The 24,564-nt window shown below is 67.9% G+C and carries 19 protein-coding genes, 1 tRNA gene, 2 pseudogenes and 1 riboswitch; of the genes and pseudogenes, 6 read left to right on the top strand and 16 right to left on the bottom strand.

Annotated features, from left to right (window positions below):
* Positions 1–232: 232 nt before the first annotated feature.
* The 8 genes from HUV06_RS05395 to HUV06_RS05365 all read right to left on the bottom strand — a co-directional run bounded on the left by HUV06_RS05395 (position 233) and on the right by HUV06_RS05365 (position 8,609).
* A complete protein-coding gene (locus HUV06_RS05395; RefSeq protein WP_217433645.1) occupies positions 233–1,543 on the bottom strand; it encodes a sugar MFS transporter in 1,311 nt (436 codons plus the stop codon).
* Complete coding sequence (locus HUV06_RS15975; RefSeq protein WP_217433644.1) at positions 1,540–1,713, bottom strand: hypothetical protein; 174 nt, start codon at positions 1,711–1,713, stop codon at positions 1,540–1,542. The genes HUV06_RS05395 and HUV06_RS15975 overlap by 4 nt, the downstream gene beginning before the upstream one ends.
* 128 nt (positions 1,714–1,841) lie before the next feature.
* Positions 1,842–4,055, bottom strand: coding sequence for an aldehyde oxidoreductase molybdenum-binding subunit PaoC (paoC, locus tag HUV06_RS05390; RefSeq protein ID WP_174300248.1), 2,214 nt, complete (start codon positions 4,053–4,055; stop codon positions 1,842–1,844).
* Positions 4,052–5,011, bottom strand: a complete 960-nt coding sequence (locus HUV06_RS05385) for a xanthine dehydrogenase family protein subunit M (RefSeq protein ID WP_174300247.1) — start codon at positions 5,009–5,011, stop codon at positions 4,052–4,054. The genes paoC and HUV06_RS05385 overlap by 4 nt, the downstream gene beginning before the upstream one ends.
* Complete coding sequence (gene paoA, locus HUV06_RS05380; protein WP_174300246.1) at positions 5,008–5,652, bottom strand: aldehyde dehydrogenase iron-sulfur subunit PaoA; 645 nt, start codon at positions 5,650–5,652, stop codon at positions 5,008–5,010. The genes HUV06_RS05385 and paoA overlap by 4 nt, the downstream gene beginning before the upstream one ends.
* A gap of 319 nt (positions 5,653–5,971) precedes the next feature.
* The gene (locus HUV06_RS05375) at positions 5,972–6,739 is read right to left on the bottom strand and encodes an ABC transporter ATP-binding protein (RefSeq protein WP_174300245.1); all 768 of its coding nucleotides are present in this window, start codon (positions 6,737–6,739) and stop codon (positions 5,972–5,974) included.
* Entirely contained in the window at positions 6,736–7,719 is a 984-nt protein-coding gene (locus HUV06_RS05370; RefSeq protein WP_174300244.1) for an iron ABC transporter permease, read from the bottom strand. The genes HUV06_RS05375 and HUV06_RS05370 overlap by 4 nt, the downstream gene beginning before the upstream one ends.
* Positions 7,716–8,609, bottom strand: coding sequence for an ABC transporter substrate-binding protein (locus HUV06_RS05365; protein ID WP_174300243.1), 894 nt, complete (start codon positions 8,607–8,609; stop codon positions 7,716–7,718). Before HUV06_RS05365 ends, HUV06_RS05370 begins: the two co-directional genes overlap by 4 nt.
* Before the next feature lie 86 nt (positions 8,610–8,695).
* Positions 8,696–8,889, top strand: a riboswitch (cobalamin riboswitch).
* Between the two features lie 124 nt (positions 8,890–9,013).
* Between HUV06_RS05365 and HUV06_RS05360 the strand changes: the two genes are divergently transcribed.
* Both HUV06_RS05360 and HUV06_RS05355 read left to right on the top strand, forming a co-directional pair.
* The gene (locus tag HUV06_RS05360) at positions 9,014–11,005 is read left to right on the top strand and encodes a TonB-dependent siderophore receptor (protein WP_174300242.1); all 1,992 of its coding nucleotides are present in this window, start codon (positions 9,014–9,016) and stop codon (positions 11,003–11,005) included.
* 115 nt (positions 11,006–11,120) lie between these two features.
* Positions 11,121–12,671: a CoA-acylating methylmalonate-semialdehyde dehydrogenase gene (locus tag HUV06_RS05355; RefSeq protein WP_174300241.1), complete on the top strand. Its 1,551-nt coding sequence runs from the start codon at positions 11,121–11,123 to the stop codon at positions 12,669–12,671.
* Positions 12,672–12,797: 126 nt separating this feature from the next.
* Here the strand turns inward: HUV06_RS05355 and HUV06_RS05350 are convergent, their stop codons facing one another.
* Positions 12,798–14,153, bottom strand: coding sequence for an APC family permease (locus tag HUV06_RS05350; protein WP_174300240.1), 1,356 nt, complete (start codon positions 14,151–14,153; stop codon positions 12,798–12,800).
* Positions 14,154–14,424: 271 nt separating this feature from the next.
* Here HUV06_RS05350 and HUV06_RS16445 point away from each other — a divergent pair.
* Together HUV06_RS16445 and HUV06_RS16200 are read left to right on the top strand one after the other, a co-directional pair.
* Positions 14,425–15,066, top strand: a pseudogene (locus HUV06_RS16445) (methyltransferase); the annotation flags it as partial.
* Positions 15,067–15,389: 323 nt separating this feature from the next.
* A pseudogene (locus HUV06_RS16200) lies at positions 15,390–15,557 on the top strand (IS3 family transposase); the annotation flags it as partial.
* 124 nt (positions 15,558–15,681) lie between these two features.
* On the opposite strand, the gene HUV06_RS05340 reads toward HUV06_RS16200, so the two are convergent.
* From HUV06_RS05340 to HUV06_RS05325, 4 genes are all read right to left on the bottom strand, one after another.
* Entirely contained in the window at positions 15,682–16,746 is a 1,065-nt protein-coding gene (locus HUV06_RS05340) for a glycosyltransferase family 2 protein (RefSeq protein ID WP_174300238.1), read from the bottom strand.
* A complete protein-coding gene (locus tag HUV06_RS05335) occupies positions 16,736–17,911 on the bottom strand; it encodes a glycosyl transferase family 1 (RefSeq protein ID WP_174300237.1) in 1,176 nt (391 codons plus the stop codon). The genes HUV06_RS05340 and HUV06_RS05335 overlap by 11 nt, the downstream gene beginning before the upstream one ends.
* A 51-nt stretch (positions 17,912–17,962) precedes the next feature.
* Positions 17,963–19,408: an oligosaccharide flippase family protein gene (locus HUV06_RS05330; protein WP_174300236.1), complete on the bottom strand. Its 1,446-nt coding sequence runs from the start codon at positions 19,406–19,408 to the stop codon at positions 17,963–17,965.
* A gap of 83 nt (positions 19,409–19,491) precedes the next feature.
* Complete coding sequence (locus tag HUV06_RS05325) at positions 19,492–20,328, bottom strand: family 16 glycosylhydrolase (protein WP_174300235.1); 837 nt, start codon at positions 20,326–20,328, stop codon at positions 19,492–19,494.
* Positions 20,329–20,519: 191 nt separating this feature from the next.
* Between HUV06_RS05325 and HUV06_RS05320 the strand changes: the two genes are divergently transcribed.
* Both HUV06_RS05320 and HUV06_RS05315 read left to right on the top strand, forming a co-directional pair.
* A complete protein-coding gene (locus tag HUV06_RS05320) occupies positions 20,520–21,278 on the top strand; it encodes a sugar transferase (RefSeq protein WP_217433643.1) in 759 nt (252 codons plus the stop codon).
* 397 nt (positions 21,279–21,675) lie between these two features.
* A complete protein-coding gene (locus tag HUV06_RS05315; protein ID WP_174300234.1) occupies positions 21,676–21,954 on the top strand; it encodes a hypothetical protein in 279 nt (92 codons plus the stop codon).
* 163 nt (positions 21,955–22,117) lie between these two features.
* On the opposite strand, the gene HUV06_RS05310 is transcribed toward HUV06_RS05315, so the two are convergent.
* The 3 genes from HUV06_RS05310 to HUV06_RS05300 form a co-directional block, all read right to left on the bottom strand.
* Positions 22,118–22,193 (bottom strand) — tRNA-Ile (locus HUV06_RS05310).
* 61 nt (positions 22,194–22,254) lie between these two features.
* A complete protein-coding gene (locus HUV06_RS05305; RefSeq protein ID WP_174300233.1) occupies positions 22,255–23,352 on the bottom strand; it encodes a mannose-1-phosphate guanylyltransferase/mannose-6-phosphate isomerase in 1,098 nt (365 codons plus the stop codon).
* 105 nt (positions 23,353–23,457) lie between these two features.
* On the bottom strand, positions 23,458–24,564 hold a 1,107-nt coding region (locus tag HUV06_RS05300; RefSeq protein ID WP_174300232.1), incomplete at its 5' end, for a glycosyltransferase family 4 protein.

The following is a 24,564-nucleotide window of genomic DNA, read 5'->3' as shown; positions in this document are numbered from 1 at the left end:
CGCTATCTGCCGCCGCCAAGGTAATGCTGGGGGGCGCCTTGGTACTGTCCGCCGGCATTCTGATCGGCGGCAGCTGAGAGGGTCGCTCCATGGAGCGGCGCTGCGCCTCCATGGTTCGACAGCTCGCCGGAGGTGATCCGGCTGGTGGTGATGATGGATGCCAAATACCCGCCGTCGCAAAGGGATGTCGAAAACCTCCCGCACGAGCGCGATCGGCTCTCCAGTGACGAGTTCAGACGGGGTCAGGGCCGGGGCATGGGCGGCCTCCAGGCGGCGGCCCAAGCGCTGTGTAGAGGCCGAACGCGAGCACGATGGCGTAGCAGGCTGCAGGAACAAACAGCGCCGCACGAAGGCCGACCTGATCTGCGACAAGGCCTGCCAGCGGCGGTATCACCGCTCCGCCAAAGATGGCGACGCAGATCACGCCGGAGGCGTCCGCCGCCGCCTGGACGTCCAATCCTTCGCACGCAAGGCTGAAGACGGTCGGAAACATGATGGAGTTGCAGAAGCCCACCGCTAGCAGCGCGACGCCGCACAAAAAGCCATGGCTCGTGCCCGAGAGCAGCAGCAGTCCTATCGCTCCAAACGCTGCGCCCGCCAGCATCAGGCCCGGCGAGGCGCGCCGCAGGACGCCGGCGCCGAGGAACCGTCCGACCATCGCCCCACCCCAGTAGAAGGGCGCCATTCGGCCGGCCTGGGCCACGCTCAGGGCCAAAGCGCCCGGCTGGGACAGGTAGCCCACCAGGAGCGAGCCGACCGCGACCTCCGCCCCCACGTACAGGAAGATGCAGACGGCCCCGAAGACCACCCGTGGGCGGCCGAGTATGGCGAAGGCGTGCAGTGGATTGCGCCGTTCCGCCCGCACGACCGGCAGCTTGCGGCGCTGGACCCACACGGCGAAGGCCGCCAGGGCGAGCACGGCCGCCAGCTCTGTATAGGCGCGCACCACCGCGCCGCTTTCGGTGCGGCGGAAGGCGGCCAGCGCCTCGCCGGTGGGGTGCGGCGCGGCGGCGCCATGGGCCAGCGAGCCCAGGATCAGCAGCGCGCCGGCGAAGGGCAGCACCGTGGTGCCCAGCGAGTTGAAGCCCTGGGCGAAGGTAAGGCGGGCGTGGACGGTTTCGGGTCGTCCCAGCATGGAGATGAGAGGGTTGGCGACCACTTGCACCAGGGTCACCCCGCTCGCCAGCACGAACAGCGCCAGCAGGAAGAAGGGAAAGGCCGCAGACTGCGCCGCCGGGATGAACAGCAGGCACCCCGCCATCATGGTCAGGAGCCCCAGCGCCGCCCCGCGCAGATAGCCGACCCGATCCACCAGCAGGGCGGCTGGGATGGAGACGATCAGATAGGCGCCGAAGAAGGCGGTCTGCACCAGCAGCGCCTCGCCATAGGTCAGGGTGAACAGCGCCTTCAGCTTGGGGATCACCACGTCATTCAGGCTGGTGACCCCACCGAAGATGAAGAAGAGGGCGAAGACGAAGCCCTGCAGGCGACGAGCTTCCTGGGTCGCCGCGGGCTTGCCAGGCGCCGACGCTCCGACAATCACCGCGCGCGTCCAGCCGGGCCGCGCGTCGCCGCCGGCGCGTCGCTCACCCCATCGCGCCAGTCGGAGCCGTCCTTTGACGGGTATCCGTCGCCACCGCCGCCGGACGCCTCCGCCATCACCACGCCGCCCGTTTCCATCAGCCCGCTGCATCCCGCATAGGTGGATTGCACCGTCGCAGTCCAGCAGCAGGCCGGGCGTTGGCGAGGGCGTCCCGGCTGTGGCGGGGCTGCGTCCTTGAACAGGAAGATACGTGTCCGATGCGCCGACTGCGCGCCTTGGCGCCAGTCGGACCAGCGCGTCAGGCCACCTCGGGCAGGCGCTCGATCAGCTTGTCCAGGGTGATGGGGTAGTCGCGCACCCGCACGCCCGTGGCGTTGTAGACGGCGTTCGACACCGCCGCGCCGACGCCGCAGAGACCGAGCTCCCCCACGCCCTTGGCCTTCATGGGCGAGGAGATCGGGTCGGTCTCGTCCAGGAAGATCACCTCCTGGTGGGGGATGTCGGCGTGGACGGGCACATGGTACTCGGCCAGGTCGTGGTTGACGAAGTAGCCGATGCGCTTGTCGACCACCGCATCCTCCATGAGAGCCGCGCCCACGCCCATGGTCATGGCGCCTATGACCTGGCTGCGCGCCGACTTGGGGTTCAGGATGCGGCCCGCGGCGCAGACGGCCAGCATGCGCCGCACCCGGACCTCGCCGGTGAAGGCGTCCACGCCGACCTCCACGAAATGGCCGGCGAAGGTGGACTGCTGGTAGGTCTTGCCGAGGTCGCCGTACTCGATGGCGTCCTCTACCGACATCCCGCCTGCGGCTTCGGCCAGCGGGATGCGGCGGTCGCCCATCTGCACCTGCCCGCCCTCGAAGTGGATGTCGGCGGAGTTGGAGCCGAGCTTCTGCGCCACCTCGTCCCTCATCTTCTGGCAGGCGGCGTAGACGCCGGCGGTGGAGTTGTTGCCGCCCCACTGCCCGCCCGACCCGGAAGAGGCTGGGAAGCTCGAGTCGCCGAGGTTCACCGTCACCGTCTCCATCGGCACGCCCAGCATCTCCGCCGCCGTCTGGGCGATGATGGTGTAGCTGCCGGTGCCGATGTCGGTCATGTCGGTGGAGACGACCACCCGTCCGTCGCGGGTCACCTCCACCCGTGCGGCCGACTTCATCAGCAGGTTGTTGCGGAAGCCCGCGGCGACACCCATCCCCACCAGCCAGCGGCCAGCGCGCACCTGCCCAGGCCGCGGATTTCGCCGGCTCCAGCCGAAGCGGTCGGCCCCGAGCTCCAGGCAGCCGATCAGGTTCCGGTGCGAGAAGGCGCGGCCGGGCTTTTCAGGGTCGACCTGGGTGTCGTTCAGGATGCGGAAGGCGATCGGGTCCTGGCCCAGCGCCTCCGCCATCTCGTCCATGGCGACCTCCAGCGCCATCAGCCCGGGCGCTTCGCCCGGCGCGCGCATGGCGTTGCCCTCCGGCAGGTCCAGCGTGGCGAGATAGTCGGCGGTCAGCCGGTTGGCGCCGGCGTACAGCAGCTTGGTCTGGGAGACCGAGGTCTCCGGCTTGCCGCCGGGCAGGTCGCCCGACCAGCTCTCATGCGCGATGGCGGTTATCTTGCCGTCGTGGCCAGCGCCCAGCCGGATGCGCTGCACCGTCGCGGGGCGGTGGGTAGTGTTGTTCATGATCTGGGGCCGGGTCAGGGCCACCTTCACCGGCCGCCCCGCCGCACGCGCCGCGAGCGCGGCCATGACCGCGTCGCTCCGGATCCAGAGCTTGGCGCCGAAGCCCCCGCCCACATAGGTGGAGACGACGCGCACGTTCTCCTTGGGGATCTTCAGAGTTTCGGAAAGGTCGCGGACCGCCCAGGCGATCATCTGGTTGGAGGTCCAGACCGTCAGCCTGTCGCCGTTCCAGACTGCGAGCGTAGCGTGCGGCTCCATCATGGAGTGGCTCTGGTCGGGGGTGGAGTAGCTGCGGTCGATCTTCACCGGGGCGCTCGCATAGGCCGCCTCGAAGTCGCCGACGCGGTCCACGGGCTCGCTGCCGCTGCCCTCGCCGCTGGAGGCGCCCTTGGGCGGCGCGCGGCCGACCTGCTGGCTCAGGTCGAAGCGGCCGGGTTCGCGCTGGTAGTCGATGCGGACCAGCTTGGCGGCGGCGCGCGCGTTCTCGAAGCTGTCGGCCACCACGATGGCCACCGCCTGGTCGTAGTGCTCGACCTCAGGCCCTGCGAGCAGGTGGGCGGTGTGGTTCTTCGACTTCGCAAGCGGACCGGCCTCCTTCCAGGTGACGACCTTCAGGACGCCTGGCGCGGCGAGCGCCGCGCCCGTGTCGATCGAAGCGATCCGGCCCTTCGCGATGGCGCTCCCCAGGATGAAGCCGTAGGCAGGATCGGCGACGATGTCGTGGCGCTCATAAGCATAGGGCGCGTGGCCCGTCGTCTTCAGCGGCCCGTCGATGCGGTCGTGCGGATAGCCGATGACCTTGAGCTGGTCGATGGGGTTGGTGGTGGCGGGCTGGTCGAACTTCATGCGGCTTCCGCCTTGTGTTCTGCGAGCGTGGCGGCGAGCGTGCGCTCCACCAGCGGCAGCTTGAACCGGTTCTCAGTCGTGGGATGGGCGTCGGCGAAGAGGCGTTCCGTTACGGCCTTGGCCCCTTGCGGCAGCGCGGCGTCCGCCGCCGCCACCCGCCAGGGCTTGTGCGCCACGCCCCCGAGCGCCACCCGGCCCGCGCCGTCCGGCTCGATCACCGCAGCGATGGAGATCAGCGCGAAGGCGTAGGACGCCCGGTCGCGGACCTTGGCGTAGGTCTGCCGGCCGCCGACGGGCTTGGGCAGCACGACCGCGGTGATCAGCTCGCCCTTGGTCAGGGCGGTCTCGACATCCGGCGTGTCGCCGGGCAGGCGGTGGAAGTCGGCGATCGGGATCGCTCGGGTGGATCCGTCGGGGCGCACCGTCTCCACCGTTACGTCCAGCACGCGCATGGCCACCGCCATGTCGCTCGGGTGGGTGGCGATGCACTGCTCGCTGGCGCCCACCACCGCATGTCCACGGGTGAAGCCGCCGATGGCCGCGCACCCGGAGCCTGGCCGGCGTTTGTTGCAGGCCTGGTTGGTGTCATAGAAGTAGGGGCAGCGCGTCCGCTGCAGCAGGTTGCCCGCCGTGGTCGCCTTGTTGCGGAGCTGGCCGCTCGCTCCGGCCAGCAGCGCGCGGGAGAGGACGGCGTAGTCGCGTCGCACGCGAGGATCGGCGGCGAGGTCGGTGTTCCGGACCAGCGCGCCGACCCGCAGGCCGCCCTCCGGCGTCGGCTCGATCCGGTCGAAGCCCAGGCCGTTGACGTCGATCAGGTGCGACGGCGTCTCCACCTGCAGCTTCATCAGGTCGAGCAGGTTGGTGCCTCCCGCGATGAACTTGGCGCCCGGCGCAGTCGCCGCCGCCGCGGCGGCCCCGGCCGGGCTCGTGGCCCGCTCGTAGGTGAAGGGCTTCATGCGGGCGTCCCCGAGGCTTCGGCCACTTCGCTCATCGCCTTGATGATGTTGGAGTAGGCGCCGCAGCGGCAGATGTTGCCGCTCATGCGCTCGCGCAGCTCGTCGCTGGTGGTCGCGGAGGGCGCGTTCAGGTCGGCGCTGACATGGCTCGGGATGCCGGCGCGGATTTCGTCCAGCACCGCCACCGCCGAGCAGATCTGGCCTGGCGTGCAGTAGCCGCACTGGTAGCCGTCGTGCTTCACGAAGGCCGCCTGCATGGGGTTCAGCCGACCGGGCGAGCCCAGCCCCTCGATGGTGGTGACGCGCGAGCCTTCGTGCATGACCGCCAGGGTCAGACAGGAGTTGATCCGCCGCCCGTCCACGATGACGGTGCAGGCCCCGCACTGGCCGTGGTCGCAGCCCTTCTTGGACCCGGTCAGGTGAAGGTGCTCGCGCAGGGCGTCCAGGAGGGTGGTGCGGGTGTCGAGTTCCAACGCCTGACGCTCTCCGTTGACCTCGAAGGCGACATGCGCGGTGGAGGGCTGGAGCTCCGGCGCCGGGCGCGCGCTGCCGACGGCGGGGGCCACGCTCACCGCCATCGACGCTGCTCCCACCGCGAGAACCCCGCGCCGGGACAGCTCCGCATCGACTGCTTCATACATGCTGACTCCAGACTCAAGGCGGCCGCAGGGTGTGTGGACCGGAACTGCAGGTATCGCTGCGCGAGCAACGTCTGCAGCCTCCCAAGGCTCCACCGGGGCTTCATGGATGCGGATAGCGGATGTAGGCGCCGGAGGTGCAGGCCGTAAGAGCGGGTGCAGCCCTCGAACACAGGCGCCCCGCGGAACCTGGTCGCCTGGGATCGAACCGCCTTGGCGGCCTGTCGCGCCGAAGCGGGCTTTGGGGTCTAGGAGGCAGGCCGTGGGTCCGGTGTAAGGCCGTGGGCAGGCCACGGACGTGCGCCTTCAGGACTGTTGGGCTTCACCCAAGGAAGCGCACCGAGACGCCGTCCGGGTCGCGGATCAGGCGCGCGGGCATGTCATAGAGGCGGCGAAGCAGTGGCTCATCAAGCACTTCGCGCAAAGGGCCGGCCGCCAGGATGCATCCGTCTTTCAGCGCCACGACCTGGTCGGCAAAACGCAGGGCGAGGTGGAGGTCGTGGATCGCCATGGCTACCGTCCGGCCCGCTTGCGCGCGCTGGCCAAGCCGATGGGCGGCGTCCAGGGCATGGCGCGGGTCCAGCCCGGCCGTCGGCTCGTCCACGAGCAGCAGGTCGGGATCGCCCACCACCGCGCGCGCCAGCATGGTGCGCGACAGCTCGCCCCCGGAGAGTTCGGTAGCCCGGCGGTGACGAAGCGCCAGCAGGTCATGGGACCGCAGCGCCGTCTCCACCTGCGTCTCAAGCTCGTCCGGCAGCCTGCCGAACGCCGGCAGGTAGGGCGTCAGGCCCAGCGCCACCACGCGCTCCACGCTGATCGGCCAGTCCGCTCGCGGGGACTGCGGCAGGTAGGCCCGACGCCGCGCCAGCGCCTGTCGCCCGAATGTCTCCAGCGGACGACCGTCCAGGGTGAGCGCGCCTGCATGAGGCTTGAGCAGACCGGCGGCGACCGCCAGCAGGGTGCTCTTGCCAGCGCCGTTCGGGCCGATCACGGCGGTGAGGGAGCCGGGCGGGAAGGCGGCCGACGCCTCCGTCAGCACCGTCCGGCCTTCGCGCTTCACGCTGACGCCGACCAGACGCAAGCCGCTCAAGGCGATCGCCTCTGGACATGGATGACCAGCCACAGGAAGAAGGGCGCGCCGATCAGGCTGATCAGCACCCCGAGCTTCAGCTCTGGACCGAGATGGATCAGCCGGGTGGCGAGGTCCGCCATGGTGACGATCAGCGCCCCGGCCAGCGCCGCCGGGATCAGGACCTGTCCTGGCCGATGGCCGACCAGCGGCCTCATGAGGTGTGGAGCGACTAAGCCCACGAAGCCGATGGCGCCGGCCACCGCGGTGGCCGCGCCGACGCCTAAGGCGGTACCGAACAGAGCGAGCAGACGCAGGCGGCGGACATCGACACCCAGGCTCTCAGCCTGGGCTTCGCCGAGCGCCAGCGCGTCCAGTCCACGGCCGGTCAGCAGAAGCAGGACGCCACCCGCCACAATGAAGGGGGCCGCGAGCTTGACGTGGTCCCAGCTCCGGTCGGCCAAGGAGCCCATGAGCCAGGTGGTGATCTCATAGGCCGCGTAGGGGTTGGGAGAAAAGTTCAGGGCCAGCTCGACCCCCGCCGCGGCGATCGCAGAAACGGCCGCGCCCGCCAGGATCAGGGCCAGCGTTCCGCCGCGGCGGGCGAGCGCCATGGCGGCGCCTGTGGTGACCAGCGCGCCGACAAGGCCGAACACCGGCGCGGCCAGGCTCGTCGCGCTGGTCAGGCCGTAGTAGATTGCGATGACCGCGCCGAACGATGCTCCCGACGACACGCCGAGCAGGCCGGGCTCGGCCAGGGGATTGCGCAGCAGACCCTGGAGCACCGCCCCGGACAGGCCGAGGATCCCGCCGATCAAGAGCGCCAGCAGGGTGCGCGGAAGACGGATGTCCCAGAGCACCAGCGTCGTGAGGTTCGGCTGCGCCGCGAGCACGGCGCGGACCGCCTGAGCCGGCGAGACGCCCACCTCTCCGACGAGCAGCGAGCTTGAGGCCGCCAGCACGACCACCACCACGAGGGCGAGCAGCAGGGCAGGCTTCATGGTGTCGAGACCGGAGCGAAGGGCAGGGGCGTCTGCGCCCGGGCGAGCTTGGCGCGCATCTGCTCCCTCAACGAAAGCGCGGCGTCGGCCGAGAAGGGCGTTCCGCACTCATAGCTTGAGAGCGGGACGACCAGCGTGCGATCTGACCAGAAGCGCCTGACCAGCGGGTGGTGCGCCACATCGGTCTGGCGCCCCGGCTTTTCGAATCCCGGTGCGCCGGCGACCAGCAGCTGGGGCGCCGTGGCGATCAGCTTCTCGACCTCGGGTGTCGAGCCGCCCATCCCCTGTGTCTGGGCGGTGACGTTGCGCGCGCCAGCCACCTTCAGGATCGAGGCGTAGAGCGAACCGGGCGCTGCGGAGAAGCCAGCCCCGTCCCAGGCGGCCACGCGCAGCGGCGGCCCCTTGTCGGCCGCGAGCCGGGTCAGGGTTGCATCCATGTGGGCGATGAGGGCCCGCCCGCGCTCGGTCGCGCCGAGGGCCGACGCAACGGTGCGGGTCTCGCGGCGGATGTCGTCGAAGCTGTCCGCCGGCTGCAGCACCAGCAGGCGATAGTGCAGCTTGACCAACAGCGCCCGGGTGGCGGGCGTGGTATAGCTTCCTGCGATCACCAGGTCGGGATGGTCGCGCACCACCTCCTCGGCGGAGCCGTGGTTGACAGGTACGTGCTGCGCCGCGCGCCACATGTACGACCCCTCCGGATCGCGCGACAGCCAGGTCACCGAGGCGATCGTCCGCGGATCGGCCAGCGCCAGCACAAGCTGGTCGCTGCACCCGTTGATCGACATGACGCGCACAGGCCGCGCGACCGCCCGCGGGATCGAGCAGCCGAGTGCGCCGACAAGTGAGGCCAGCACGATCAGCTTCAATCCGTCCAGACCCCCGCAGCGCATCCGGCCAGCCTAGCGCGTGGCCGCGGGGCGGCAAGGCGGCCGGCAAGGCGACATCGGCCGCGTTGACCGGGCCGTGACCCTTGTATATGGCCGCGCTTGCGTCAGGTCCCTCGAGAGAGGGTGAATATGGGAACGGGGTGCGAACCCCCGGCTGCCCTCGCAACTGTAAGCGGCGAGCCTGACCGTCACATGCCACTGGGGCCCCTCGGGGCCCTGGGAAGGCGACGGTCGAGGTGCTGACCCGCAAGCCAGGAGACCTGCCCGACGCGGCTGTCCATCGCCCGGTCGAGGTGCGCCGAGCGGTACGGGTCGTTCCCGAATGACGGCTTGTCGTCCCGCTTCGCGCGGGCGGCTGCGCCGTGAGGCGTGGTCGTGCGCGTGCGGCTTTGCATTCGGAGCAGACCATGAAGCCGACCTACCTCGCCGCCGTATCCTCGGCCGCCCTCGCCCTCGCAGCCTGGGGCGCCCCGCCATCCGCCCTGGCCCAGGCCACCGCTCCCACGCCGGATATCGCAGGCGCCGGCGCAGCCACCGAGGCCCCGACCGTGGTGGTCACCGCCAACCGCTCGCCCGCGCCCATCAGCCAGGTAGGCCAGTCGATCACGGTGCTCACCGGCCCCGACATCCAGGCGGACCAGGAGACCGATGTCGCCGACATCCTGGCGCGCACCCCAGGCCTGACGCTGGACCGCAACGGCGGACCCGGCCAGCCCACCTCCGTCTTCATCCGAGGCGCGGACTCCGACCACACCGTGGTGCTGATCGACGGGGTCAAGGTCAACGACCCCTCCGCCACCGGCACGGGCTACGACTTCGCCAACCTGGTCACCGGCGATGTCTCGCGCATCGAGGTGCTGCGCGGGCCGCAATCCACACTCTATGGCAGCGAGGCCATCGGAGGCGTCATCAACTACATTACCGCCGACGCCACCCGCCCGCTGCAGGGCGACGCCCAGGCGGAAGGCGGCTCCTATGGCACGGCCTATGTGCGCGGCGGGATCGGCGGCAAGGACGGGCCGGCGACCTTCCGGCTCGGCGCCTATTACGACTCCACCGACAGCGTCTCGGCCTTCGACCGGGCGTTCGGCGGGCGCGAGGACGACGGCTTCCACACCGCAGGCGCCTCGGGCCGGTTCAGCTACGATCTCACCCCGGACCTGCAGTTCGACGAGCGCGCCTACTACACCTGGAGCCGCGCGGAGTTCGACGGCTTTGATACACCCGTCGACGCGGCCCTGGGCTACTCCTCGTTCGGCGACGACGACGAGTTCGGCCGCACCCAGCAGGTGGTGGACTATACCGGCCTGAACCTCTCCACCTTCGACGGACGGCTGAAGAACCGCGTCGCCTACGAGTACAACGAGCTCGACCGCCGCAACGAGGAGCCGGACGGCGCGTACGGTGGCAAGTCGACCTTCGACGGCCTCGGCCGGGTCAACACCTTCGACTACGAAGGGACCTTCGCGATTGCGCAGGGGTACACCCTCGTCTTCGGGGCGCAGGACGAGAAGTCGAGCTTCAACACCGACAGCTTCGGCGGCCCGGCCACCAAGGCCAACACCTCCACCGACAGCGGCTACGGCCAGATCACCGGCCAGGTGCTGGCGAACCTGACCCTGACCGGAGGCCTCCGCTACGACGCTCATTCCACCTTCGGCGACCACGTCACCGGCCAGGCCTCGGCCGCCTATGTGGTCATTCCCGGCACCATCCTTCGCGCCAGCTTCGGCCAGGGCTTCAAGGCGCCGTCTCTGTACCAGCTCTACAGCGCCTACGGCTCGCTGAGCCTTCGGCCGGAGGAGGCCAATGGCTGGGATGCGGGCGTGGAGCAGCATTTCCTGCAGGACCGGGTGGTCGTCTCCGCAACCTACTTCGGGCGCAAGACGACCAACCTGATCGACTTCGTCGACTGCTTCAGCGCCGCCCAGGCCGGGTGCACCCCGGCGCGCCTGGCCAACTTCGGCTATTACGACAATGTGGCCAAGGCGGAGGCCGAGGGCGTGGAGCTGCAGGCCGACTGGAAGCCCGTCACGGCCCTGGATATCGCCGGCAACTACACCTTCGACGACGACCAGGATAAGTCGGGCGAGGCGGTGAACGACCAGCTGGCGCGCCGGCCCAAGGCCGCCGCCAACCTCTCGGCCACCTATGTCTGGCCGATCCGGCTGAGCACCACGGTCGCCGCCCGCTACGCCGGGCGCAGCTTTGACAGCGACCAGTCCGCGACATTGCTGAAATCATACACCCTGGTCGACCTGCGGGCGAGCTATGCACTCGCTGAGAACCTGGAGCTCTATGGCCGGGCCGAGAACCTGGCCGACACGCGCTACGAGACCGCCCACCAGTACGGCTCGCTTGGCCGCGCCGGCTATGGCGGCGTGCGGCTGAAGTTCTGACCGAGCCTGTCGGCCCGGCTCCGGCCTCATGAAATCCTACAGGTATTGAGCCGCAACATTGCACTACGCGCCGCCTGTTCGCGATGCTAGCGCTCGACCGACAGGCAGGAATGACATGCGCGACATACGGCACTTCGTGAACGGACACGCCCAGGCGGGAGCCTCCGGCCGCTTCGGCGACGTCTACGATCCCAACATCGGCGAGGTTCAGGCCCGCGTGGCCCTGGCCTCGGTGGAGGAGATGGACGCGGCCGTCCAGGCGGCCGTCCAGGCCCAGATCGGCTGGGCGGCGACCAACCCGCAGCGCCGGGCGCGGGTGATGTTCGACTTCAAGCGCCTTGTGGAAGCGAGCCTGACCGAGCTGGCCGAGCTGCTCTCCAGCGAGCACGGCAAGGTCATCGCCGACTCCAAGGGCGACATCCAGCGCGGGCTCGAGGTCATCGAGTTCTCCTGCGGCATCCCGCATGCGCTGAAGGGGGAGTACACCGAAGGCGCCGGCCCCGGCATCGACGTCTATTCCATGCGCCAGCCCCTGGGGGTGGTCGCGGGCATCACGCCGTTCAACTTCCCGGGCATGATCCCGATGTGGATGTTCGGCGTGGCCATCGCGGTCGGCAACACCTTCATCCTCAAGCCCAGCGAGCGCGATCCCAGCGTGCCCGTGCGACTGGCCGAGCTGATGATGGAGGCCGGCGCGCCGGCGGGCGTGCTGAACGTGGTGCACGGCGACAAGGTGGCCGTCGACGCCATCCTGCAGCACCCCGACATCAAGGCGGTCAGCTTCGTCGGCTCCTCCGACATCGCCCACTATGTCTACATGCAAGGCGCGAAGTCAGGAAAGCGCGTCCAGGCCATGGGCGGCGCCAAGAACCACGGCGTCATCCTGCCCGACGCAGATATGGACCAGGTGGTCAAGGATTTGGCCGGCGCCGCCTTCGGCTCGGCCGGCGAGCGCTGCATGGCCCTGCCCGTGGCGGTGCCCGTCGGCAAGCAGACCGCCGACGCGTTGCGCGAGCGCATGGTGGCGGAGATCGAGACGCTGAAGGTCGGCGTGTCCTCCGACGCCTCGGCGCAGTACGGCCCCGTGGTCTCCTCGGCCCACCGCCAGAAGATCAGCGACTACATCGGGCTCGGCGTGGAGGAGGGCGCCGAGCTGGTAGTGGACGGACGCGACTTCGCGCTGCAGGGTCATGAGAAGGGCTTCTTCATCGGCCCCAGCCTGTTCGACCACGTCAAGACCGGCATGAGGACCTATCAGGAGGAGATCTTCGGCCCCGTGCTGCAGCTGGTGCGCGCCGACAGCTTCGAGGAGGCCCTGGCGCTGCCGTCCCAGCACCAGTACGGAAACGGGGTGGCGATCTTCACCCAGAACGGGCGCGCCGCCCGCGACTTCGCCGCACGTGTGAACGTCGGCATGGTTGGGATCAACGTGCCGATCCCGGTGCCGGTCGCCTACCATACCTTCGGCGGCTGGAAGCGTTCGGCCTTCGGCGACACCAACCAGCACGGGATGGAAGGCGTGAAGTTCTGGACCAAGGTCAAGACCGTCACCGCCCGCTGGCCCGATGGCGGCCCGCTGTCCCGCCGGTCGGAGGACGGCGGCCCGAGCCGCACCGGCAAAGCCCGTGAGCCCGACTCCAGCTTCGTCATACCGACGATGCAGTAGCCTGACGACACGACGCCGTCCCATACTGCGTCGTGTCGCCTGCCCTGCCGGCCGGCCGTTCGGCGGCGCCGGCTTGTCGCCCTTCGGTCCAGGCGTGCCGGTCGTCGCCGCCATCCATGCAATCTTCTACGCCGGGGGCGTGCGGCCGGTGGAGCGGTTGAGCTTGAGCGCGGCGACGTACCAGATCGTGCTGACGACGAGCGTGGCGACGAACCCGAGCGCCTCGCGCCAGGTGGCGTGTGCGCCGATCCAGATCATGCTGACCACCCCGACCGCCGCCGCGGCGGGCAGCATGGGAAGTTTCAGCGGTGGCCCGGACCGGGCGACATGGCGCCGCTGCAGGACCACGGCCGCCACGCAGCTGACGATGTAGACGCCCACCGTGGCGAGCGCCGAGAGCACGGCGAGTTCGGCGAAGCTGCCTGAGACGGCCAGGAGCGCGCCGACCCCGACGTGCAGCAGGATCGCGACGTAGGGCGCCCGGGTCCGCGAATGCAGCACCGCGACCCAGCGTGGCAGGAAACGATCACGTCCAAAGGCGAAGAGGATGCGCGGGGCGCTCAACATGTCCCCCGCCAGATAGCCCATCATGGACACTGTCGCGCCGACCAGCAGAAGCGCCACCAGCGCTGGGGAGACGCCGGCCAGCGCATCCGCCAGCGGAGCCGCCGACCGCCCGAGCGCGGGGCCGAGCACGCCCTCGGTCACCACCTGGATCGCCACATAGAGGAGCGCGACGCAGCTCATGGCGCTCAGCAGGCCGAGCGGGATGTTGCGCGCCGGCCGCCGGACCTCGCCGCTCACCGCCAGGGCGCCCTCCATGCCCTGGAAGGAGAAGGCGGCGAGCAGCATGGCCCGGCCGAACGCTGAAGGCGCCGGCACGCTCAGCGCCAGATTGGACACATGCACGTGCAGGGCGCCGACCCCGAGCAGGACCGCCAGGGGCACGAGCTTGACGACAGTGAGCAGGCCGACGAGCCTCGCCCCGGGCGCAACGCCCAAGATGTTTATCGCCCCGATCGCGCCCAGGAGCGCGACGATGAGCATGTTCCGCTCCGGGGGATGCGTGAACAGGGGGATGAAGCGGCCCGCGGCGTCGGCGATGGCCGCCGAGATGCCGGCCGCCGCCAGCACGGCGCCCAGCCAGACCAGAACCCCGATGAGGAACCCGACATAGGGGCCGAAGGCCGCCTCGGCGTAGCCGTAGGGTCCGCCGCTGGTGGGAACGCGGCTGGCCGCGGCCGCGAAGCAGAGCACGACCCCCGCCATGCCGATGCCGCAGCCAAGATAGGCCAGGGGAGCGGCCGACCCGATGTCACGCGCCAGGGCCGCCGGCAGGACGAAGATGCCGGCGCCTACAACGGTGTTGAAGACCGCCATGGCGAGGCCAGATGCGCCGATGCCTCTGGCCAGACCCGCATCCCGTCCCGTGCCTGCATCGCTTGCGGCCGTCGGGGACAGGGCGGCGGGCTTGCTCGACATCGTGCAGGACGCGCCTCCAGACTGATCTGCAGGCGAATGTAACACGATCGAGTGCATCGTGGGTAAGCCGCCCCGGCGCCCGATCCCCAGATGGTCCACACCGCGTCCCGCCCAGCCGGCATCGACGCGCCTTTCCAGAACGGCGCGCTGACAAGGACGCCCAGTCGAGCCGATGATCACCTAAGACGACGTACCTGACCTGGAACATGAGCATCCGGCGGCTGTTGTCTGGAACGGATCAAAGCGCGATTTGGAGGCTGCATAGCAGCAGATGTTGGATACGATGACCAAGGCGGCCGGGCATCCAAACGCGGCAAGCGCTCCGGAGGGCGCCCTCTTACATCTGTTGCAGACGCTTGAAAGCCTTCACTACGACTTCATAGCTCCCACGCCCGCCACTCACGCGAGGGTTTGCGCCCGGAAGGGGCGCGCCCGGAACCTGCGGGACGTTTTCGGATGGAGCCTGCCCTTTACAGCCGATGTGATCGGTCTGCAGCTGAGCCGATCGCTGCGTGAAGCCGGGCTGCTGGACATCGACGGCGAGGTCTTGCGCAGCCGGGTCCGGGTGTCACGCCTGGCGGACCAGCTGTTCCTCCACTCCGCATACCCGACCGACGACAAGGATGCGGTGTTCCTCGGTCCGGACTCATATCGGTTCGGCCGACTGATCTGCGCGAGCCTGCAAGGACGGCCGCCGCCGCGCATGATCGTGGACCTGGGCGCTGGCGCCGGCGTGGGCGGCTTGGTTGCCGGAGCCTTGTTCCCCGAGGCGCGGGTCGTGATGACCGAGGTGAACAGGAAGGCGCTGGGACTGGCCACAGTCAATGCCGCCCATGCCGGGCGAAGGGTGGAGACCATGATCGTAGACGCGGGCGCGCACCCGCTGCAGGACATTGATCTGGCCCTGGCGAACCCACCGTTTATGCTGGATCCGTGCGACCGCGCCTATCGCAACGGCGGCGGCATGCACGGCGCCCAGCTCTCGCTCGACTGGACCCTCCACACCGCAGGCCGGCTCGCGCAGGGCGGCCGGATGATCCTCTACACCGGAAGCGCCATTGTAGAGGGTCGGGACGAGCTGCTGCAGGCCTTGACCGACACTCTTCCTGATCTCGGCTGCCACCTGAGCTATGAACAGCTCGACCCGGACATCTTTGGGGAAGACCTCGGCCAACCGGGCTACCAGGACGTGGAGCGCATCGCCGCCATCGGGGCGGTCATCACCCGCGTAAGCCAAGCGTCTTCCATACCCTCAAGATCGAACGGCTCCATCACCGCGTCTACGCCACCGTCAGCGAGGCCCGGCGGGACCTGTTCGGATACACCGACGGCTTCCACACGTCCTGCCGACCGCCACTCAGCCCTGCCTATATCAGCCCGGCCGGGATGGAACGCAGAGCGGCAAAACTCCCTCCACCTTCTTGGGGGAGGATCAAGATCATGATCACGCAGCCCTTCTATTGTCGGAGTCGCGTCTAGCCGTCTGATCGAGCGGCCAATGAGGACGCCGGTAAGACCTTGGCTCAAGCTAGGCTTGTTCAGCATGTGGACGGTCGATGCTTTGGAGTGGGCGCGACGGCTCAGGCCCCGGGCGAAAGCCGACCAGGATTTGTCGCCAGTATCCGCACGACCACGCGAGATGCATAGCCATGGCGATGGGGCCGCTGGCCAGAATACGCAGGTCTCTTTGCTTTATGGCGAGCAAAAACCCGTAGAGGACGGAAAAGCAGGCCCAGGCTGCGAACGGGACCGCACCCCATAAGCTCAGAGCCCCCATGAAAGGTGCAAGGGCGATCGACGCGGCTACGCAAAGCACGGCTGGCAGTACCGACAAGGGCGCCAGCTGCCTTGCCTTCAAACGGGTTTTATGACGTTGGCCCGTCTGGGCCCGCCCTTCACCGTACTTGAAGTACTGGCGCATGAGAGGCCTTAAGGCACGCCTCGGATGGTAGATGATGGTAAACTGCGGTTCCAGCCAGATGCGACCACCTGCCCGCCGCAGACGGATGTCCAACTCCGCGTCCTCGTTGTGGCTGAACTGTTCGTCATAGCCGCCTATGGCGCTGAAGGCGGCGATCCCGCAGAGGGCGTGATGACCATGCTCTATGAAGCGCCCGGTGCGGGCGCCGCGATGCGCGGCGCCTCCAGTGCCCAGCACAGTGTTCTGAAGCGCAGCGAGAACCTTTTGGAACCATTCGCGTGTGTCGGCTTCGGTGACCATCGGCACCACGACCGCCGCAACGTCCAAAGCCTCGCCCTTTTCGATCAACCCCGCCACATAGCCCCGGGGATAGGTCAAGTGCGCATCGATCCGCACGAGCCACTTGCGGCCGGCCCCTAGCGCGCGAACGGCGGTGTTTACGGCGGCGCTCTGGATGCGTGCCGGATTGTGCAGGAGCCGGACGTTTGCGTGCCGAGCGGCGAAGCTTTCCGCGCACATGACGGTGCCGTCCGTGCTTCCGCCGTCGACGACCACAATCAGACTGTTCGGCGGCGCATCGTCTATGAGCAGGGTCAGAAGCCCCGGCAGGTGCCTTTCCTCATCGAGACATGGGATGACGATGAGCGAGCCCAGCGATGGGTCAGGCTTCATGATCGCCACCTCTCAGCTGGGAGATGAGCTTCCTGCAATCAGGTGCGTCGAATACAAGGTCATTAGCAGGAATATTCCGGACCTGGGAAACAAGCGTCTGATAGACGTCAGAGGTCAGGGTCTCAATAAAGTCCAGAAGCGAAGCTTCCGTGTCTTCAAGGCGCACACCCGCGCCGTGCCGGGCCAGCCACGCTCCCGCCTCCACACTGCCAAGTGCCATGGCCGGGACGCCGTATAGGCTTGCCTCATATAACCGATTTGGCAGCAAGAGTGTAGAGTTTTCGCCCTCTTCAAAGAAATCCAAGGCCCAGGCGAAGTGAACGTCGCCGTAGATGTCACTTAAATCAGCCCCGTTGTAGGCTCCCAGAAACTGGACGAAGGGAGCTCTAGAGACGTCCCCGGAGAAGTCGTCGAACTCGCTTTCTGCCACACGTCCTCTGATGATCACCTCGATCTTGCCGTCGAAACGCTCTGCGAGACGCGTCAATATGTCGAGGCTGCGGGCGCAACGTATCATGCCGAACCAACCGATGCGCCAGGGCGGTCCTGGTGGACGAGGGGGCGGATCATTATCGCCCTCGAGCTGGAGGACCTTATTCTCCACCAGTAGAACGGGCCCGCTCCAACCTTGTCGCCCCCGGAAATGGCGATCGCGAAAGGCGCCAGAGCTTACAATGATGATGTCCACGTGAGCAAGCAGGCGTCGTTCCACGCTCCTCATCACGCGTCCCGCCCAGCTCGACCTGAACATGAGACGATGTATGTCCAAGCATTCGTAGACTAGGCGTATTGGCCGACGGGTCCGCCTTTTGACGCCCACTGCTATGGCCAGCATTTCGAGGTTGCGGGCGACGATGATATCGGCATCTGCGACCACCGGATCGAGTTCGGCCAGCTTGAAGCGGCGCCCGACGACCATAAGCGCCCGTTGGAGCAGATGACCGTCGCTGGTCCGGCCGAGGCTGGTCGCGAGTGCGCTCTCGACCGCGGGCGGGGCCTGGGCTCCCCGCCAGAAGCCCGCCACCTGCACCTCGGCCGCGCCGACCTGGAACATGCGGATCCGCTTGGCGACTGCGGCGTCGTTCAGGTTGTGCACGAAGTAGGCGATCCGGCCACCCTCCGGGCGCGCCGCTTTGGCGCAGGTCTGCGCCGAGAGCTTGGTCATAGCGGCCAGCTCCGCCTCCAATTGGCGGCACAAGGCGATCCCGCGAACATCTCAGGACACCATGGCCTCGGCCACCCGTCGGCGGCCAGGGAGACCGCGCTTCAGGACGGCGGAGAGCTCGTTCCGAAACTCCAAGGCCCCGGTGACTGCGATGATCAGGGTCGAAGTCAGCAACGCCGCCCAGGGCGCGAACGGAGAGTCGGCTCCTATGATCAGGCGCGAAGCTAACCCGCCCGCCCAGCCCAGACCACCGATTACCAAGAGCGGGCCGACGCACTCTGTGCAGTAGCGTCGTAACGTGTGCGGCATGTCCTCACGCGTCATCAAAGCGAACCAAAGGCTGACGACCAGGTTGCGGGCGAGCAAGCCCAGGGCGACCGCGATCAGGCCAAAGCTGTTCAAGGCGAGTACAATGCCGACGCCCGCAGCTCCGGAGGTGAGGGTTACCACAAGCTGGCGGAGGTTGCGCTGGCTGACCGACAACAGCGCGCCGTGAATGCTTCCGTATGCACGCGCAAGCCCGCTGGCGGCCATGATCGCCGCCAGAGTCGCGGCAGGAGCCCATTGTCGCCCGAACACCGTTTTCACGAGCAGCCCGTTGTTGATGATGAACAGGATCACAGGCATGCCAAAGAGAACGTTCAGCGTACGGATGCATTGCCGTAACAGTGCATCCCGCCCGCCCAATGGCGTCCTCGCAAACAGAGGCTGGTACAGCACGCCTTGAAATGCGGAGCTGCCGGTAATCAGCGTCGTCTCGACCCGTTTGGCGAGGTTGTATCTCGCCAGGATGGTGATCGGCACAAGGGTCGAGAGCAATATCTGGTCAAAGTAGTTATTCATAGCTGCGACCAGGCGGACGCCACTTGCATATCCTGCGTTACGCATGAGCGGTCTGAGCAGCTCGACCCGAAGCCTGGGAAAGGTGATGCGTCCAGATCCCAAGACCGTCATTATCAGCGTCAGCGCGGATTGGCTGATATAGTAGCTGACGAAGCCGATGAGCGGATTGAAACGAGCCAGAACCAGCCCGATGACGCCTGATCCCAGATTGGCCCAGACGACGCGCATTGCGATCCGGCGTAGGCGTAACTCCTGCACCAGAAGGGCTTGTGGCTGCAAAACAATGATGTCGGAGACGAGGCGAAGCCCCAGCAGACAAAGCGCCAGCAGCAAGGTCTGGCCACCGTGTCGCCAAAGGCCGGAAATCCAGATCACCCCTACATACGCGAAATAGGAGATGGTGGCCGTCGCAAGCAGCACCGCCAGGACCGACTCGTGGGTCTTCTGATCGGAATTGTGGCTGATGAGCTGCTCGTAGAAGCCCTGGGGGCTGAGCACCTTGATCATTTCGATCCAGGCCAGCCCGACGGCTACCACGCCGACCTCGGAGACCGGGACGATATGGGCGAAGAAAGCGAAGACCAGGGTCGGCAGAAGGACGCCAGCCGCCGCGTTGACCGTCGACCACAGCGTGGCCGATGAGAAGCTCGTCAAATCACTGGCCCTTTTATGACACGGAAGGCGACAGTGCAAAAATCCTGCCGCCGAGCGCTTCCTGAGCGAGGTCTCATCGCCGTTCAGGGCGCCTTCAGCGGCCAGGCGGCGACGTGGTCGATGGTCATGGACACTTGACGAAGGGCTGGATCGGGCTGCCCGGGCCAACCGCCTCCCACGTTCAGATCGATCAGCAGGTACATCGGGCTGTCATAGTCGGGAGGTGTCGGCGCACCGCCCACCAGATGTCGATCGTAGTAGTAGCCGATCCTGTCAGGCCGCCACAGGACGCCATACCTGTGAAGCGTCCGTGTGCAATCTGCGGCGCTGGTGATCTGGCGCTGCGTCTTGCCGCCGGTCGCCCCGCTGATCGCCGTCCAATAGACTTTTCCGTCCCCGATGGTTTCGGGCGCGTCGATTTCACCGCCTCGAGGCCATCCCGCCTTTTCGGGCATGAGCCATAGCCCAGGCCACGCAGCCTTTACGCAAGCCGGAAGATCAGCGAAGAATTCGAAATATCCATACATTTGTGAAAAGCTGAATTTCGTCGTCAGCACGCCTGACCGCCAGGATCGGCCGGAAGGCTGCGCCTGCCGGGTGGCCGTGATCACAAGGCCGCGGGACGTCAGCGCGAAGGGCGAAGAGCCAGCCCCGTCAGACTGATCCCCAAACCAGGTGTTCGTCGACAAGGAGCGAGCATCCTTGGCGTGGTCGGGATCAGAGTTCTTCAGGATTGTGCGCCATCGATGTCTGCCGGGTGACGACGGCCCCAAGTCAGGCCCCGCATCAAGCGTCCGGAAAGTCTCTTGAAAGGTCGGACTACCTAATGTTTCAGGTACAATCACCCCGGGTAAAGGCTCCGCGACCGCCGAGTTGAAAGCACAAATCGTTAAGCCAATGATACCCGCTAGAGCCTTCATTTGCACCTCCGAGAAACGCTGCTTACAGCAGGTCGGATCAAAGACTTTGACTCGTCGGAGTCAAGCCAATTGCCTTGTCAACTATGTGACTATCTCCACGACGTTACGACGGGCTGGCTCAAGGCGTCAGCCGATTTCAGCGTCAACTCCGTGGCAATTATGCCTTGCGCCGCAGCACGAATCCACCAGTTATGCCGCAGCGCAAAAAACAAATTGACATATGGTTACCGCCCATAGCGGATGTAGGGCGCGCTGCTGAGGAGGGGATAATGGCTGCAAGTCTCGAAATCTCGTCCGCCGCGGCGCTTGGTCAAAGACGCTCGGCGTCGCCCGGGTGGAGCCAGCGACCTTGTCAGCGAGCGCTGGATCTCGCCATCGCTCTTCCCCTGATCGTCGTTCTGGCGCCGACCCTGGGCTTGATCGCCTTGTTGGTTTGGCTTCACGACGGAGCAATGCCCTTTTATGGGCAGACCCGCATTGGCTGTGGAGGCCGGAACTTTCGGTGTTGGAAGTTCCGCAGCATGGTGACCGATGCCGACGCCGTGCTCAGGCGGCTGCTGGCCGTAAGTCCCGAGGCGCGGGAGGAGTGGGGCCGCGATCACAAGTTGAAGGCGGATCCCCGGGTGACCCGGATAGGGCGCGTGCTTCGCGCCACCAGCCTGGATGAACTGCCCCAGCTCTGGAACGTGCTCTGCGGCGAGATGAGCCTGGTCGGTCCCCGCCCGATCGTGTCGGCCGAGGTGAGCCGTTACGGTCCGAGGTTCAGCTTCTATTGCACCTGTAGACCGGGCATCACGGGGCTCTGGCAGATCAGCGGGCGAAACGACGTCAGCTATCGCCGCCGCGTGGCGATGGACAGCCTCTACGCGCGTCGGCGTTCCACCCCTTTGGACGTCAAGATTTTGGTCTTGACCGTGCCTGCCGTGTTGCTGAGGCGCGGATCATATTGATCGCTCCTGCTTTCTGCGGAGCCACAGGTCCCTCGTAACAGCGGTCGTTGATGGCCTGGGCTTGGTCCTGCAGCAGCTAGGCCCAGGACTCAGACCCCTCACAGCCAGAAAATGACGGTGGCGGCGAGCGCGATGGCGGCCATGAGCGTGGGGGGTAGCGGTCGGAGCGGGTGTGGACGCGCCGCCGGTCTTTCAGCTGGCCGAACATGTTCTCGATGCAGTGTCGCTGGCGATGGAGCGCCTTGTGGTGAGGAATGGCCGGGATCCGATTGACTTGGATAGGAGGCGCTAAGGTGGAGGGCGCTGGGCGTGGCGTTCGAGTAATATGCCCTAAACTATGCTCATGAACTGAATCGCAGACAATCCCCTCCATGCTTGCTCCAGATCGGAGACGGCCATGGCGTTGAGGCATCACAAGTTTGTGGATGAAGCGGCTGTCCCCATCCGGGCGGGAGCCAGCCTAGCCGTCGCGGTCTCGGACGCGCAGCCGAAGCGCTCCCCCGCGCGGGAGCTGATGGAGCTCTTGGAGCGCCAAGTCAGCGTCGCCGAATACCCGGAGCCGCACATCGACAAGATCGCACCGGCTTGGAGTCTGTTGATCCTGGTAGGCGGCTCGACGCTGACTTGGTCGTTCGTGATCTTCCTTGGGCACCTCGTCTTCTCGACGCGCAGCTGACGATTTTGGACCAGTCCAGGCCGTGTGGACGGTTTCCACCAGGATGAGGCCGCAGGCGAAAGCTACAAGGGAGGCGTGGTCGTGGGCTGTCATCTCGTAGCTTAAGGCCACGCGCTTGAACCGCTTGACTGGGGCGCCAGCAATCGCTTCTCGCGCAAGGAGGTGGTGGGCCCGGCAGGACTCGAACCTGCAACCAGACCGTTATGAGCGGCCGGCTCTAACCATTGAGCTACAGGCCCGTGCGCAGGGCGGCGCCACCGCGGTCTAGCATCGCCAGGGGCGCGCGCAAGATGGGCCGCGTCAGGTGCGACGGGCGCGCAGCCGCTCCACGAGGGTCTTCACCTCCTGGGCGCGGTCGCGTGGCAGGACGATGACGGCGCCGGGCGTCGCCACCACCACCACGTCGCGCAGGCCCACCACGCCCACCTCCATGCCGTCGTCGGACCAGACCAGGGACCCTTGGGTGTCCAGGGCCACCGCGTCGCCGCGGATCAGGTTCTGCTCGCCGTCCTTGCCGCCCAGCCGCCAGAGCTCGCTCCACGAGCCCACGTCCGCCCAGCCGATGTCGCAGGGGGCGACCGCCGCCAGCCGGGTGTGCTCCATCACCGCCACGTCCACCGAGTCCGACGGGATGGCGATGAAGCGGCCGTCGTCCAGGCGCACGAACAGGCCGTCGCGGCCCGCGGCGTCCACCGCCTCGAGCCCCGTGGCGTGGATGTCGGGCCGGTGGGCGGCCATCTCGGCCAGCATCACCTCGGGCGCGAACAGGAAGATGCCGCCATTCCAGTAGTAGCCGCCCTCGGCCAGATAGGCCTGGGCCACCTCGAGCTTCGGCTTTTCGGCGAAGCGCGCCACCTTGAACACCCCCTCGCTGAGCGCTTCGGCGCACTGGATGTAGCCGTAGCCGGTCTCCGGCCCCGTCGGCGCGATGCCGAAGGTGACGATGTGGTCGGGCTGGCGCGCGCCCCGCGCGATGGCCGAGTGAAAGGCGGCCGGGTCGGCGATGACGTGGTCGGCCGGCAGCAGCAGGGCCAGGGCCCCGGGCCGCAGCGTCTGCACCATGCGCGCCGCGGTCACGGCCACGGCGGCCGTGTTGCGGCCGAAGGGCTCCAGCACCACGGCCAGGGGATGCACGCCGATCTCGGCCATCTGGGTCTCGATGACCCGCTCGTGGCTGCGGTTGCAGATGATCACGGGCGGCAGGAAGACCGGGTCGCTCCCGCCCTCCGCCGATGTGGACGCGAGCCGCAGCGCAGTCTCCTGCAACATGGTCCGGGCGCCGGCGAGGGCGTGGAACTGCTTGGGGCGGGCGTCGGTGGACAGGGGCCACAGCCGGGTGCCGGAGCCGCCGGACATGATGACGGGCACGATCTGGATGGCGGCTTCAGGCTCGGTCATCGTGTCCTCTCCATGGCGCTCCCTTCCAGGCCTTGGGGCCCGGGGCAAGGCCGGCCGTGCGCGTGCGACCGTTGGCCCGGACCAAAACCCCCCGGCGGCCGGGTCTCAGTCCAGCAGCGGGCGCACCGCGGCGATCCAGGCGGCGGCGTCGAACACTCGCGCCGCCCGGGCCGCCGCCCGCGCGCCGAGCCGCTCCCGCGCGAGGGGATCGGCGATCAGCCGGCCGAGGTGTCCGGCGGCGGCGTCGAGGTCGGGCTCGGCCCACCAGCCGCCGGCGTACATGACCTGCACGTCCTGTACCGGGCCGGGCGTCCAGGGCACCAAGGCCGAGGACGCCTCGTCAAGAAAGTCCATCACCCCGGACCAGGCGGTGGCCACCACCGGCTTGCCGAGCCACAGGGCTTCGGCAAGCAGCAGGCCGAAGCCCTCCGCGCGGTGCAGCGACAGCACTACGTCGACGCTGGCGATCAGCCGGGTCATGTCGGCCTCGCTCAGCACCTGCTGCAGCAGCCGGATGTCGCTCCGGTCCGAGAGCGCCGCCTGCACTTCCGCCAGCCGTTCGGGGGCGTCGCCGCCGCCTGACACCTTGCAGACGAGCAGGCTGCGCCCGTCCGGCGCGGGGACGGCGCGCCGATAGGCCTCGATGGCGCCGAGCGGGTTCTTGCGCGCGGACGTGGACTTCAGGTCCAGGGCCGACAGCACCACGCACGCGTCGGCGGGAAATCCGAACCGCGCCCGGTCCGGCGCCAGGCGGGGGACCTGGAAGATGGGGTGGGGCACCACCCGGACCGGCGTCCCGGACGGGGCGCGTTCCCGCACGGCGTCGGCGGTGAACTCTGAGGGACACCACACCTCGTCCACATAGGCGAAGGCGGGGGTCCAGGCCGGGGGGAGGATGGGCAGCTCCCAGGCCCAGTAGCCGATGTGGCGCCGGCCCGTGAGGCCGCGGGCCGCGGTGCGCTGGAGCCAGAGCGCCAGTTCCGGCGGGTTGAGGTGGCTGACCAGCAGGCCGGGGCTGCTGAGCAGGCCAGGGGCCTCGAGGGCGAAGTCGGGCACCGTCTGGAGGGTCGGTCCGACGTCCTGGGCCCGCACCTGCACGCCCGCGCCGCGAAGGGCCTCGGCGAACAGGCGCGCGCCCCGGCCGAGCCCGATGCTGGAGCTGTGCAGGCCTGCCACGGTCACCGGCTCGCCGCCCGGCAGGCCGCGCCGCCA

The organism is Caulobacter sp. S45 (assembly GCF_903642205.1).
Classification (GTDB): domain Bacteria; phylum Pseudomonadota; class Alphaproteobacteria; order Caulobacterales; family Caulobacteraceae; genus CAHJWH01.
This window is presented reverse-complemented; position numbering and strand designations above follow the sequence as displayed.

Bases quoted from the DNA above. Each gene is read 5' to 3' on its own strand.
- paoC (WP_174300248.1), bottom strand. From the start codon at position 4,055: ATGAAGTTCGACCAGCCCGCCACCACCAACCCCATCGACCAGCTCAAG.
- HUV06_RS05385 (WP_174300247.1), bottom strand. From the start codon at position 5,011: ATGAAGCCCTTCACCTACGAGCGGGCCACGAGCCCGGCCGGGGCCGCC.
- paoA (WP_174300246.1), bottom strand. From the start codon at position 5,652: ATGTATGAAGCAGTCGATGCGGAGCTGTCCCGGCGCGGGGTTCTCGCG.
- HUV06_RS05370 (WP_174300244.1), bottom strand. From the start codon at position 7,719: ATGAAGCCTGCCCTGCTGCTCGCCCTCGTGGTGGTGGTCGTGCTGGCG.
- HUV06_RS05365 (WP_174300243.1), bottom strand. From the start codon at position 8,609: ATGCGCTGCGGGGGTCTGGACGGATTGAAGCTGATCGTGCTGGCCTCA.
- HUV06_RS05360 (WP_174300242.1), top strand. From the start codon at position 9,014: ATGAAGCCGACCTACCTCGCCGCCGTATCCTCGGCCGCCCTCGCCCTC.
- HUV06_RS05355 (WP_174300241.1), top strand. From the start codon at position 11,121: ATGCGCGACATACGGCACTTCGTGAACGGACACGCCCAGGCGGGAGCC.
- HUV06_RS05350 (WP_174300240.1), bottom strand. From the start codon at position 14,153: ATGTCGAGCAAGCCCGCCGCCCTGTCCCCGACGGCCGCAAGCGATGCA.
- HUV06_RS05340 (WP_174300238.1), bottom strand. From the start codon at position 16,746: ATGAAGCCTGACCCATCGCTGGGCTCGCTCATCGTCATCCCATGTCTC.
- HUV06_RS05335 (WP_174300237.1), bottom strand. From the start codon at position 17,911: ATGACCAAGCTCTCGGCGCAGACCTGCGCCAAAGCGGCGCGCCCGGAG.
- HUV06_RS05325 (WP_174300235.1), bottom strand. From the start codon at position 20,328: ATGAAGGCTCTAGCGGGTATCATTGGCTTAACGATTTGTGCTTTCAAC.
- HUV06_RS05320 (WP_217433643.1), top strand. From the start codon at position 20,520: ATGCCGCAGCGCAAAAAACAAATTGACATATGGTTACCGCCCATAGCG.
- HUV06_RS05315 (WP_174300234.1), top strand. From the start codon at position 21,676: ATGGCGTTGAGGCATCACAAGTTTGTGGATGAAGCGGCTGTCCCCATC.
- HUV06_RS05305 (WP_174300233.1), bottom strand. From the start codon at position 23,352: ATGACCGAGCCTGAAGCCGCCATCCAGATCGTGCCCGTCATCATGTCC.